The following is a 13,238-nucleotide window of genomic DNA, read 5'->3' on the forward strand; positions in this document are numbered from 1 at the left end:
TTTGAAAAGTCAGTTCATGATAGCGCTTTAAAATTAAAGGAAGTTTTTGGTGAAGCTTTTTGCAGAAGCTTCGAAAGAACGCCGCCTTTTTGAAAAAAGGCAGCACCCAAAAACTTTTATTGTTTTTTATCAATGGGTTGTTTTCAAACAGTCTCTTGGACAGGGATACGTTTGACCTGATATTCAACAAATTGATGTGAAATGATATTCAGAATCAGCGCGGCGTGCGTGGCGGCATGGATGCATGGGGCCATGACCGGGGTCTTTACTTGCGGTCCCAATGGGCTGGCGCCCCTGTCCTGGCGCGCAACAGTCTATTCCGTCTGCACTTCAGAAATATTAATGTCCGATTCCTGTTCTATATAGTACATAAATTTTTCTTATTATTGATCGCGTGTCCTTTATGGCGTTTCACGCTCAGTCGCTGCCAATCCTGTCTGTATGGTAGGCGACCTCGCCATGGGCGCCAAGGTCCAGCCCCATGGCCTCCTCATCTTCGTCGACCCGCAGCGGACAGACATGGCGCGTCAGCGCCAGGGACAGGTATGTCGTGACAGCCGATACCAGCACGCTGAAGGAAATGCCCAGTATCTGGATGCCCATCTGCCCCCATGGCGTGCGGCCGTGGGGATAGCCCGTCCCCCCAAGAAAGGATGCGGCAAAGACAACGGTCAGCAGCCCGCCCGTGGCCGCGCCGACGCCATGGATTGAAAAGACATCGAAGGCATCATCAAACCCGAAGCGTTTTTTCAGGTTGTTGACGGACCACAGGCAGGCCATACTTGTCATGGCGCCAATTGCCAGCGCCGCCATGGGGGCCACATAGCCGCATGCCGGCGTAATCCCCACCAGCCCGGCTATGGTGCCGGAAATGATGCCCAGCGTACTCGGGCGGCCATGGCACCGCCATTCAGCCAGGCACCAGCCGATCGCCCCGCCTGCCCCGCCGATCAGGGTATTGAGCATCAACAGGATGCCCAGCCCGTCGATCGCGTAATTGCAGCCGCCGCAGAAAGCCAGCCAGCCCACAAAAAGCAGGCATCCGCCCGTATAGGTCATGCTGACGTCATGGGGGGCCATATGCGTGGTGCCCAGTCCGTGCCGCCTGCCCAGCATGATGGCGGCGACCAGTCCGGCCACCCCGGCATTGAGGTGGACGACATTGCCCCCGGCAAAATCCTGTATGTCCAGCGGGGCGATCCATCCCCCGCCCCACGCCATATGGGCCATGGGCACGTAATTGATGAAAAACCATATTGATATGAATATGACAAACGCGCTGAAGCGCATGCGTTCGGCAACCGACCCGACAATGATCCCGACCGTTATGGTCGCGAACAGGGCCATGAACAGGCAGTAAAGATATTCCGGCAGGCTGCCCGTGGCGCTTTCCACCGTAATGCCACGCAGGAACATCCTGCCAGACCCGCCTATGACCGGCTGCAACGGGCCTTTGCTGAATATGAGCGAGTAGCCGGCGATCATCCACAGGGCGATGATGAACACCCCGGATGAAAAGACCTGCGTCAGGACGGACAGCACATTCTTGCTACGCGCCATCCCCCCGTAAAACAGGGCCAGCCCCGGCAGCAGCATCAGCATGACGACAAGACTGCACATCGCAACGAACGTGGTGTCAGCAAGGCTGTAGGCATGACCGGGCCGGGCGGTGCTGGCGTTCCCCACCGCCGGGAACAGGACGGGCGTAAGGAATACATGGAAAAGCAGAATGATATATCGATGGTATGCCATGTCGTGACCTGCATGTATGCCGGGTGCCGCTAGGCCTCGTTATGGGGCGAAACCGACAGGGCGGGTTCGGGGTCGCGTTCACGCAGCCGCAGGCCGCCCTTGTCCTGTATCCCGCGGCGGTACAGGCACATGAGCAGCGCCAGCACGATCGCCGACAGGGCGATAAGCTGCTCGCGTCGCCCGCCATACCCGACCAGCGACGGGTTGCAGAACCCGACGACAAGCATGGACATGTTGAACAGCGTCAGGACCCCGGCCACGCCAATCATGCGCCATGGCGGCGCGCCGCCCGCGCCGCGCCGGGCGTAATGCAGGCGGATGAAGCCGCTCAGCGCCAGGATGATGCACAGGATATACCCGACATTCCCCGCGAATATGATGCCGGTTATGTCGGATATGAAAAACACGATGAACAGGTTGATGACCAGGTCGATGGTCATGGCGCGTCCCGGCACGCCCCGTTCGTTGATGGAATCCAGTTGCCGGACCGTCAGGCCCCGCGCGGCCAGCCCGTGCAGGGCGCGGCTGGAACCCGAAATGGCGGACCCCATGGCGACAAACTGCGCCAGGCACATGACGGGAATGGCGATATTGGCAAGGCCAGGCCCGATAATCCGGTTGAGGATATCAACATAGAACCCGATCGGGTCGGCGTTGATCGCGGCCTCCCCTTCCGTCGCGGGCAGCATGACGCAGCTCAGGATGGTAATGCCGATCACCAGCATGGAGGAAACCAGCAGGGCAAGGCGGATATGGAAGCGGGGATTATGGTATTCAGGCGCGAAGGTGGCGCACAGTTCCGTGCCGTACGTTGTCCATGACGCAATGAACGACCACACCAGCATGGCCTGGAAGAACGTAAATGCCGATGTATGCGGCAGGTGCCAGTGCAGGTCATGGAAATTGAGCCTGACCGTAAAAAAAGGCCCGACAAGGCAGATCAGCGCCATGACCCCCAGCAGGCAGCTTGCAATACGGTTGATGGAGGCGACCAGCCGGACGCCGCGTATGTTGATCGTGAACACCACCACCATCATCAGGCCCGCGATACAGTGGGGCAGCCCGATTTCGTTTCCAAGCAGGCGGACCGTGCCGGTCCATGTCGGGAACCACTGCGCCTGCGCCAGCCGGCCGATCTGCAACCCGTTGACGGCCAGTGAAAAACTCCACCCCGTCCAGTAGCCGAAAATGGCAATCGCCCCCAGCGGGGTGGCGTCACGCCGCCATGCCTGATGCGCGAACGCCCCGATGCCGCCCGAACATCCGGGCAACGCCAGGGCCATGTCGGCGAAAATCATGTTCTGCGCCAGCGCGATCAGGCTGGTCATGCACCATATGGCCAGCGCGCCCCATGCCCCCAGCGGGCCGATTTCAAGACCGATAAGGCAGAAGGTGGTAATCGGCGGACCAAGGGACAGCAGGACGCCGTCACTCCATTTCAGGGACTGGATATAGCCATTCGTCTTTGGTGAACTCATGCCGTTATTTTCCCAAGATGTCGTGACGGACCCGGTCCTGCATGCCAGTGGTCACCCGCGCGGGTTCAGATGGCCGCCCCCACGCGCAGGCCGTCGTAAACCGCTTCTTCCGCGGTCCGGGGCGCCAGGCTGTCGCCAATGACACGGATATCGGGCACGATGCCCCGCGCCGCGCTTTCCAGTCCCGTCACGGATGCATGCCCGGTGGCGAGTACCAGCGTATCCACGTCGTTCACCATCACCGGCTCATTCGTGACGACATGCTGCAGGAACACCGTGCTGTCATCATGCCCGAACAGCCGGACCAATGGCATGACGCCGATTTCCTGGCGGGCAAGGACCCCCAGCAGGTCGTCACGCACATAGGGCGGCAACTGGGCGGCGGCATGATGGACCGTGGTGGCGAGACGGACATCATGGCCACGGGCCGCCAGGGCCTCGGCAATGCCCGGGCCGATCCAGTCGCCACGCCAGTCAACCACGACGACACGGCGGCCGGGATTGATTTCGCGCCTGAGGATCTGCCACGCATCGGCAACCTGCATGTCGCCCGCTTCCTCATAAGGCGGCCGGAACGGAATGGCGCCCGTGGCGACGATAAGGGCGTCGGGACGCTCCGCCGCCAGCATCTCACCCGTAACCGGCGTATTCAGCACGACCTTCACGCCAGCCAGTTCGATCTCGCGCGCCAGATTGGTTATGATGCCGCCAAACTCCGCCCGGCGCGGCAGTTCCTGGGCCAGGCGGGCCTGCCCGCCCAACTGCCCCGCCGCCTCGAACAGCGTCACGTCATGCCCGCGTTTTGCGGCCGTGACCGCAGCCTTCATGCCGGCAGGGCCGCCACCGGCGACAAACACGCGCCGGGGGTTTTCCACCGGGGCAAGGTTGCCATAAATCTCTTCACGGCCCGTTTCAGGGTGCTGGATGCACGAAATGGGCACGCCAAGCTGGAAATGCCCGATGCAGGCCTGGTTGCAGGCGATACAGGCGCGGATATCCCCGCTATGCCCCGACTGCGCCTTTTCGGGCATGCGCGGGTCACAGATCAGCGCGCGCGTCATGCCGCACACATCCGCGGCGCCTGACGCGATGATGGCGTCGGCTTCCTGCGGCTGGTTGATGCGGCCGGTCACAAAGACGGGAATGGACAGGTCCGCCCTGATGCGCGCCGCCGCCGGGGCGACGTAGCCCGGCGTCCATGACATGGGGGCCACGATATGCACCGCCGCCCCGGCCGAGGCGGATGTCCCCGTCGTGACATTGACATAATCCAGCAGGGGTTCCAGTTCGCGGCAGATCGCGCGCACCTCGTCCGACGTCAGGCCTTCATCATCGCGTTCACTGTCGCTGATACGCATGCCGACGACAAAGTCGTCGCCTGTCGCAGCACGGATGGCGGCCAGGATTTCACGCGCGAAACGCAGGCGGTTTTCCCCTGACCCGCCATATTCATCATCGCGCAAATTGACGCGGGGGTTGAAGAACTGCGCGGGCAGGTAGCCGTGGCTTGCAACGAATTCGACCCCGTCCAGCCCCGCGCGCTGCAGGCGGATGGCGGCGGCGACGAACCCGTCGATGATTTCGCGTATCATGCCCGCGTCCAGCGCGCGCGGTATGACATGGAAGCGTTCGCTGGGCACGGCGGATGGCGCGTAGGCGACGGTCAGCAGCCCTTCGTGGCGTTCGCATATCTCGCGGCCAGGATGGAATATCTGCCCGAAAATGGTGCAGCCATGGGCATGGCAGGCATCGGCCAGCCGGGTATAGCCTTCCATGCAGCCATCGTCATTGGCCATCAGGATATGGTTGGTGTAGCGCGCGCTTTCATGCACGCCCGCCACCTGGATCACGATCAGCCCCGCGCCGCCCGCCGCGCGCGCCGCCTGATAGGCGACCAGCCGGTCATTCACGGTGCCATCCGTCGGTATGGTCGTATCATGGCCGGTGGACATGATGCGGTTTTTAAGCGTTGCCCCCCGGATACGCAGCGGCTGGAAAAGATGGGGAAAGCTGGCGGCCATCATGCGGCGTCCCGATCGGTGGGCGCGGGCCTGTCCCATGTGGGCGGTTTTGGTGCGCCTGCTGTCCCGCAGGGGTGTTTCTGGAAAAGCGCTGACATCGCTGATTATAACCCTCTCCACATTTAATGTTACTTGTATGAAACATGTTTGCGGGCGGAACCGGAACAGGCAGGACATGCCGATGCTGCGTGACCGGGATGATCATTCCGGATTCGGCCATGATAGGATAATATTTCCTCAAGGGGAAATTTTATTCCTGCTGGTTGCGTCATCCGGGAAATATCGCCATGTAACGTTGCCTGTCCCTTATTGTGGAACACCATGCAGTGTATCCGTACCGGCACAATGTTTCTTAGACGAAACATTGCAGGCGTGCGTGTTGTCCGTATGTGCCCGAAACCGGCGCCCTTGCGGCCCTGACGGATTTTTTCCCGGCAAGGCGGGGTGGGCTGGAGCAGATCCGGTTTGAATGGACACATTCGAACTGGTGAAGATGCTCGTTAAACAATGAGTTGGAGCCATTCCACTGGGCCAGAGTTCAGTGGAATGGCTCTAGCAGTCCAGCGTGGCCTGTCGTTCCCATTCGGACAGATGACCACAATAGGCGTTCCATTCCGCCATTTTCAGGTGAATGTACGGATCGACCAGCCCATCGCCCAGCAGGCCGCGCATCGCGGTGCTTGCGTCCAGCGCCCGCACCGCATCCAGCAGGTTCAGGGGCAGCGTTCTGGCGTCCCGGACCGTGTGGCCTTCGGTATACATGTTGATATCAAGGGGCTTTCCCGGGTCCAGCCTGCGCTCCAGCCCATTCAGCCCCGCCGCCAGCAGCGATGCCTGCAGCAGGTACGGATTGGCCGCCCCGTCAGGCAGGCGCATTTCAAAGCGCCCCTTGCCCGGCACGCGGATCATATGGGTGCGGTTGTCGCCGGCATAGGTCACGGCATTGGGGGACCATGTCGCGCCCGAGACGGTGCGCGGCGCGTTGATGCGCTTGTAGGAATTCACGACGGGGTTGAGGAACGCGCACAGCGCGCGCGCATTTTCGATCAGGCCGCCGACAAAATGATACCCTTCCGCCGACAGGCCCAGCGGGTCCGTGTCCGCCTGGCATATATTCGTATCCCCCTTCCACAGCGAGATATGGGCATGGCACCCGCTGCCGGTCAGGTCCATGAAGGGCTTGGGCATGAACGTCGCCCGCAGCCCGTGCTTTTCGGCGATGGCGCGCGCCATGAATTTGAAAAAGACGTGGCGGTCCGCCGTCACCAGGGCTTCATCGAACATCCAGTTCATCTCGAACTGGCCGTTCGCGTCCTCATGGTCGTTCTGGTACGGCTCCCAGCCCAGGTGCAGCATGGCGTCGCATATTTCGGTAATCACGTCATAACGCCGCATGAGGGCGGATGCATCGTAACAGGACTTGGGCGCATTGTCGTGCGGGTCGCCAATGGCCTGCCCGTCGGGCGTCAGCAGGAAGAACTCGCACTCGACCCCGGTCTTGACCGTAAGGCCCATTTTCGCGGCGCGGGCGATCATGCGGCGCAACGTGTTGCGTGGTCCCTGCGCGATCAGCCCACCATGCATTTTCAGGTCGGATGCAAGCCAGCCGACTTCCGGTTTCCACGGCAACTGGACCAGGGTGGCGGGATCGGGCACGGCGACAAGGTCGGGGTCGGCGGGGGAAAGCTGGAACGCCGCCGCGAACCCGGCAAAGCCCGCCCCCCTTTCCTGCATGCCCCGTATGGCTGATGCCGGGACCAGCTTGGCCCGCTGCGCGCCGGACAGGTCGGTGTAGGAAATGAGGAAATAGCTTATGCCCCGCCTTTCGGCCTCGGCGGCAAGGTCAACAGGCGTGCATGCCTTGGTAACATCTTGGTCCATCACCACAATATCCGTATTCAGTATATTTGAAAAACACGAAGGGGGGCGCGCCCTGCGCGGCGTTGCTCCCTGTGGTTTCAGAACCCCTGCCGGCCCGGGTACCATTCCGTTCCCGCCAGCGGGATGCGGGTCATGGCGGCGGCTTCCATCGTCAGGGCGACAAGGTCTTCCGGCTCAAGGTTATGAAGGTGGCTCTTGCCGCATGCCCGCGCGATCGCCTGTGCCTCCATGGTCATGACGGACAGGTAATTGGCGATCCGCCGCCCACCCAGGATCGGGTCAAGGCGCGCGGCCAGCTCGGGGTCCTGCGTGGTGATGCCCGCGGGGTCGCGCCCGTCCTGCCAGTCATCATAGGCGCCGGGAACCGTGCCCAGCTTTGCGTATTCCTCCGCCAGGTCGGGACTCTGGTCGCCCAGCGCGATCAGGGCCGCGGTACCGATGGCCACGGCGTCCGCCCCCAGCGCCAGCGCCTTGGCCATGTCCGCGCCGCTGCGGATGCCGCCGGATACGATCAGCTGCACCTTGCGGTGCATGCCCAGGTCCTGCAACGCCTGCACGGCCGGGCGGATGGCGGCAAGGATGGGCAGGCCCACATGTTCGATGAACACTTCCTGTGTTGCCGCCGTGCCGCCCTGCATGCCATCCAGCACCACCACGTCCGCGCCCGCCTTTACCGCAAGCGAGACATCGTAATACGGGCGGCTGGCCCCGATCTTGATATAGATGGGCTTTTCCCACGCCGTGATCTCGCGCAGTTCCTCGATCTTGATTTCAAGGTCGTCCGGCCCGGTCCAGTCCGGGTGGCGGCAGGCGGAACGCTGGTCGATGCCTTCGGGCAGGTCGCGCATCTTCGCGACACGCTCGGAAATCTTCTGCCCCAGCAGCATGCCGCCGCCGCCGGGCTTGGCCCCCTGCCCCACCACCACCTCGATCGCATCCGCGCGGCGCAGGTCGTCGGGGTTCATGCCATAGCGCGAGGGCAGGTACTGGTAGACAAGGGTGGTGGAATGCCCGCGCTCCTCCGGCGTCATGCCGCCATCACCCGTTGTGGTGGACGTGCCCACCGCGCTTGCCCCGCGCCCCAGTGCCTCCTTGGCCTGCGCCGACAGCGCGCCAAAGGACATGCCCGCGATCGTGACCGGCGTTTTCAGGCGGATGGGCTTGCTGGCGAAGCGCGTGCCCAGCACGACATCCGTATCGCAGCGTTCCCGGTACCCTTCCAGCGGATAACGGGACATGGAGGCGCCAAGGAAAAGCAGGTCGTCAAAATGGGGCAGCTTGCGCTTGGTGCCCGCGCCACGGATGTCATAGATCCCGGTGGCGGCGGCGCGCTGGATCTCGGAAATGGTGAACGGGTCGAATGTCGCGGAAAAACGCGGCTTCGTACGCGGAATCTTTCTGGTGTTGTCTGTCATGGTGGCCTCAGTACGCCGCGGCGTTATCAACGTGGAAATGGTACAGGCGACGCGCTGACCCATAGAGGCGGAAGCTGCCGGCCGGGTATCCGGTGATGCCGGCGCTGTCCAGCAGGGATTGCAGCAGGACCGTGTCCTGCGCGGTCATGTCCTTTTCCTCGCAGTCCGCGCCCAGGCTCCTGACTTCGCCGCGCACGAAGATTTTCGCTTCATACAGGCTGTCCCCCAGCGCCTCCCCCGCGTCGCCGCATACGACCAGCGTGCCGGACTGCGCCATGAAGGCGCTCATGTGCCCGACCGAACCGCGCACCACGATGTCGATGCCCTTCATCGATATGCCGCAGCGCGCCCCGGCATCCCCGTCGATCACCAGCAGCCCGCCATGGCCGGTGGCGCCCGCCGCCATGCTGGCGTTGCCGCGCACGTGGGTGCGGCCGCTCATCATGTTTTCGGCCACGCCGGGGCCGGCATTGCCTTCGATGGTGATGGTGGCGCGCTGGTTCATGCCACCCGCGTAATACCCCGCCTGCCCGTCAATCAGCACATCGATCGGGGCGGTCAGGCCCACGGCCAGGGCGTGGCGGCCGCGCGGGTTGCGGATGGCCCATGCCCCGGTTGCGTCCTCGCTTTGCAACTGGCTGTTGGCCTCGCGCAGGGTGCATTGGGCCAGGTCGATTTCCTGCATGTTGGTCATGCCGCGTGTTCCCAGTGATAGACGCGCTGCGGTTCGGGTTCAAAGACGGTTGCGGTCTCGATGCCCGGAAGCCGGGCGAAGGCGCGGTATTCGGACGCGAAGGCGACGTAGTCATCCGTCTCGGCGATGACGGCGGGCTTGCACGCCACCGGGTCGCGCAGGACCGCAAACCCGTCCCGGGTGCCCACGACAAAGGTGTAGAAGCCGTCAAGGTCGGCAAGGGCGGCCGTCAGGGCCTCATCCAGCCGCTCCCCGCGCGACAGCCGCCACGACAGATAGCCCGCCGCCACTTCCGAATCATTTTCGGTGGCGAATTCCAGCCCTTCGCGCACCAGCTGGCGGCGCAGGGTGTTATGGTTGGACAGCGAGCCGTTATGCACCAGGCACTGGTCCGGCCCGGTTGAAAACGGGTGCGCGCCGGCGGTGGTCACGGCTGATTCCGTCGCCATGCGGGTGTGCCCGATGGCGTGGGTGCCGCTCATGCCCGCAAGGTCGAAGCGGGTCGCGACAGCTTCAGGCAGGCCCACGCCCTTGTACAGCTCGATGCTGTCGCCGCTGGACACGAACGCAACCCCGTGGCCGAAGGATGAAATGAACCGGCGCGCGGCCTTTTCATGTTCGCTCGGCACGGTAATGACCATGTGGTCATCGCGAAAGGCCACGGTCATGTCGGGACCGGCGATATCGGCCAGCCCCCTTTCAAAGGCCGCGCCGTGCGCCGGGGCAAGGTCGCGCACCGTGATCTTGGTCTGCCCGTGGCGCGCGCCCCCGTAAACGGCAAAACCGGCGCTGTCGGGGCCGCGCTCCGTCATGACCTTCAGCATCTGGGATGTCAGCCGCCCGAGTTCAGGCTGAAGCGCGGGATTTTTCAGAAATAACCCAACGATGCCACACATCGTCATTCTCCGCCGAGATAGGAAAGGATGCGCCCATCAAGCGCCCATCCCGGCGGGGTGTCAACTTAAAAGAACAAAACTTTCTTTTAAGGAAATGACGCAATCAGTCGTCCTGGCGTGGGTAGACGATTATCGACAGGTAATTCATGGGTTTTTCGATCAGCACTTCCGGCCCGTGCGGCGCCTGGCAGTCAAACATCAGGGTATCGCCCGGCCCCATTTCATACGATTCGTTACCATGTCGGTACACAACGCGCCCGCTGAGCATGTAGATGATCTCCACCCCCTGGTGGCGGAAACTGGTATAGGGCCGGGCGTCCTCGTGCAGGGTGATCAGGTAGGGTTCGACCACCATGCTGCCCCCCAGCAGGTGCCCCAGCAACTGGTATTCATGCCCCGCCTTCGTGCCCCGGCGTTCAATGACGACCCCCTTGCCCGCCTTGACGAAGGAACAGTCGCGCTGTTCCTCAAACGTGGCGAATAGCTGGCTTAGCGGCACGTTCAGCGCCCGGCCCACCGATTGCAGCGTGGAAAGCGAGGGGGAAATCTGCCCGTTTTCTATTTTCGACAGCATGCCCAGCGATATGCCCGCGCTGCTGGCCAGGTCCGCCCCCGTCAGCTCGGCCCGCCGCCGCAGCAGCCGGATCTGCGCGCCCAGCGATTCCTCCAGCGTCAGTTCGCGGACCGGCCCGGCCGACGACCCGGTGGTCAGTTCGGCCGGGGCCTTTTCGGTGCGGGACTTGCGGGGTGCGGCCATGCATGCTCTCCAGAAAACGCAAGAATCAGGACAGGACGTCCATCTGATCGGCAAAGGCGGGAAAATAGCCCGCCAGTTCGCCACGTGTCTGCTCCATAAGAACAGTCCGGAGTGATTTCGCAAAATCCAGCGGCAGGCGCCCGAATTCCCGCCGCCGCGCCACCAGCGTCAGCCGCCGCCGGAACGTGCCCACCGGCAGCCTGTGGCATGTCAGCCCGCAATGGCCGTCAAACCCCGCCTCATACAGGCATAGCGGCGTCGTGATGGCCACGCCCCCCAGCCTGCACGCGGCCAGGACCCCCTCGGGCCGGTCGAATTCCTGGCCATGGGGGATGTCCAGCTTCAGCCGCCGCAGGTAGCGTTCGATCTCGTTGCCCGTGCGTGAGCGCAGGGAAAAGCGCACGAACGGCCGTTCGGTGAAAAAGGCGGCCAGGTCCGCGGCCGATGCCGGGGGGCTTACGCCTGCGGGGCACAGCAGCATGTAGGGTTCCTCGAACAGCGGCCAGCGTTCGAGGTCGGCGATGTCTTCCAGGTCATCGACGCTGAGGATGAAATCGATCTGGCGCGACAGCAGGGCGGCGGCGTGGGATTCGGTCAGGCCGGCATGCACCACCAGGCGGTCGACGCGCGCGCGCATGAAGCTGGAGACTTCCCCCATCACGGCGCGCGACAGGGAATCGACCACGCCGATCCGCAGCAGGTGGACCCTTCCCGACTGCATTTCCTGCAGGCGGGCGGCGATCTGGCGCATCTCGACCATAAGCCCGGTGGCGTACTGGCGCAGCACCGTACCGGCGGTTGTCAGCGCCATGGGGCGCACCCCCCGGTCAAACAGTTGCGTGCCCACGCGTTTTTCCAGGTCGGCGATGGTCTGTGAAACGGCGGGCTGGGTTATGCCCAGCATGCGCCCGGCCGCCGCCATGCTGCCATTGTCGCACACGGCCAGGAAGACATTCAGTGCGGAAAAATCGAACGGTGGAACATGAAGCGCCATCATACCATACCATAAGAAAAATTTATAATGTTCCTGTGCCGAAACCATCTAGCATGGATTTCAGTAACGGATTGAAGATTTCGTAATGAAAAATGATCGTTATTCCATTTTTTCCCTGCTGCGGGAAACATTGCGCGGCCAGACCGGCTGGAAACCCGCATGGCGCGACGCCACCCCCCAGCCCAGCTATGATGTCGTGATCGTGGGCGGCGGCGGCCATGGGCTGGCCACCGCCTACTACCTTGCGCGGCGTTATGGCGTCCGCCGGGTGGCGGTGGTCGAAAAGGGCTGGATCGGCAACGGCAACATCGGCCGCAATACGACAATCATCCGTTCGAATTACCTGCTGCCGGGCAACGTGCCCTTTTACGAATGTTCCATGAAGCTGTGGGAAGGGCTGGAACAGGACATCAATTACAACGCCATGGTCAGCCAGCGCGGCGTGCTCAACCTTTTCCATAACGACGCCCAGCGCAACGCCTATATCCGCCGTGGCAACGCCATGCGGCTGCATGGTGTGGATGCGCAGCTTCTGGATGTGGACGCCGTGCGCCGCAGGCTGCCGTTCCTGAATTATGACGCGGCGCGCTTTCCCATACGCGGCGGCCTGCTGCAAAAGCGCGGCGGCACGGTCCGCCACGACGCGGTGGCGTGGGGATACGCGCGCGCGGCCGACCGGCTGGGCGTGGACATCATCCAGAACTGCGAGGCCACCGGCCTGCGCATGCGCGAGGGCCGTGTCGTGGGGGTCGAGACCACGCGCGGGTTCATCGGCGCGGGGCGCGTCGGGCTGTCCTGCGCGGGCAATTCGTCGCGGGTCGCGGCCATGGCCGGGCTGCGCCTGCCAATCGAAAGCCACGTGCTTCAGGCCTTTGTCAGCGAGGGGCTGAAACCCTTCATCGACTGCGTGGTGACGTTTGGCGCGGGGCATTTCTACATCAGCCAGTCCGACAAGGGCGGGCTGGTATTTGGTGGCGATATCGATGGCTACAATTCCTATGCCCAGCGCGGGAACATGCCGGTCATCGAGGATGTGTGCGAAGGCGGCATGGCGCTCATGCCCCGGATCGGTCGCGTGCGCCTGCTGCGCCACTGGGCGGGATTGATGGACATGACCATGGATGGCAGCCCCATCATCGACAGGACGCCGGTGGGCAACCTCTACCTCAACGCCGGGTGGTGTTACGGCGGGTTCAAGGCCACGCCCGCGTCAGGCCTGTGCTTCGCCCACCTGATCGCCCGCGACGAACCCCATCCGGTGGCCGCGGCCTACCGGCTGGACCGCTTTGGCCGCGGGGCCGTGATTGATGAAAAAGGCATGGGCGCGCAGCCCAATCTGCACTGAGGTTC

Annotated in this window: 11 protein-coding genes; 2 read left to right on the top strand and 9 right to left on the bottom strand. The window is 63.1% G+C overall.

What is annotated here, in order from left to right:
- Nucleotides 1-49: 49 nt before the first annotated feature.
- Nucleotides 50-175 carry a hypothetical protein gene (locus CFR76_RS18660; RefSeq protein ID WP_264986432.1) on the top strand — a complete coding sequence of 42 codons (126 nt, stop codon included), beginning with the start codon at nt 50-52 and terminating at the stop codon, nt 173-175.
- Between the two features lie 242 nt (nt 176-417).
- Here CFR76_RS18660 and CFR76_RS04335 read toward each other — a convergent pair whose 3' ends face one another.
- The 9 genes from CFR76_RS04335 to CFR76_RS04375 form a co-directional block, all read right to left on the bottom strand.
- Nucleotides 418-1,752, bottom strand: a complete 1,335-nt coding sequence (locus tag CFR76_RS04335) for an ammonium transporter (RefSeq protein WP_110556008.1) — start codon at nt 1,750-1,752, stop codon at nt 418-420.
- 29 nt (nt 1,753-1,781) lie between these two features.
- Entirely contained in the window at nt 1,782-3,230 is a 1,449-nt protein-coding gene (locus CFR76_RS04340; RefSeq protein ID WP_110556009.1) for an APC family permease, read from the bottom strand.
- A gap of 65 nt (nt 3,231-3,295) precedes the next feature.
- Nucleotides 3,296-5,254, bottom strand: coding sequence for an oxidoreductase (locus CFR76_RS04345; RefSeq protein WP_208623928.1), 1,959 nt, complete (start codon nt 5,252-5,254; stop codon nt 3,296-3,298).
- Nucleotides 5,255-5,803: 549 nt separating this feature from the next.
- The gene (glnT, locus tag CFR76_RS04350; RefSeq protein WP_110556010.1) at nt 5,804-7,132 is read right to left on the bottom strand and encodes a type III glutamate--ammonia ligase; all 1,329 of its coding nucleotides are present in this window, start codon (nt 7,130-7,132) and stop codon (nt 5,804-5,806) included.
- A gap of 77 nt (nt 7,133-7,209) precedes the next feature.
- The gene (locus tag CFR76_RS04355; RefSeq protein WP_110556011.1) at nt 7,210-8,547 is read right to left on the bottom strand and encodes an FMN-binding glutamate synthase family protein; all 1,338 of its coding nucleotides are present in this window, start codon (nt 8,545-8,547) and stop codon (nt 7,210-7,212) included.
- 7 nt (nt 8,548-8,554) lie between these two features.
- Complete coding sequence (locus tag CFR76_RS04360; protein ID WP_408884349.1) at nt 8,555-9,241, bottom strand: GltB/FmdC/FwdC-like GXGXG domain-containing protein; 687 nt, start codon at nt 9,239-9,241, stop codon at nt 8,555-8,557.
- On the bottom strand, nt 9,238-10,137 hold the full coding sequence (locus tag CFR76_RS04365; protein WP_110556012.1) for a class II glutamine amidotransferase: 900 nt from the start codon (nt 10,135-10,137) through the stop codon (nt 9,238-9,240). Before CFR76_RS04365 ends, CFR76_RS04360 begins: the two co-directional genes overlap by 4 nt.
- Nucleotides 10,138-10,240: 103 nt before the next feature.
- A complete protein-coding gene (locus tag CFR76_RS04370; RefSeq protein WP_110556013.1) occupies nt 10,241-10,894 on the bottom strand; it encodes a helix-turn-helix domain-containing protein in 654 nt (217 codons plus the stop codon).
- A gap of 25 nt (nt 10,895-10,919) precedes the next feature.
- Complete coding sequence (locus CFR76_RS04375; RefSeq protein ID WP_110556082.1) at nt 10,920-11,888, bottom strand: LysR family transcriptional regulator; 969 nt, start codon at nt 11,886-11,888, stop codon at nt 10,920-10,922.
- A gap of 85 nt (nt 11,889-11,973) precedes the next feature.
- Here CFR76_RS04375 and CFR76_RS04380 point away from each other — a divergent pair, with 85 nt between their 5' ends.
- A complete protein-coding gene (locus tag CFR76_RS04380; protein ID WP_110556014.1) occupies nt 11,974-13,233 on the top strand; it encodes a sarcosine oxidase subunit beta family protein in 1,260 nt (419 codons plus the stop codon).
- The last annotated feature ends 5 nt before the right edge of the window (nt 13,234-13,238 follow it).

Source organism: Komagataeibacter swingsii, assembly GCF_003207895.1.
Classification (GTDB): Bacteria; Pseudomonadota; Alphaproteobacteria; order Acetobacterales; family Acetobacteraceae; genus Komagataeibacter; species Komagataeibacter swingsii.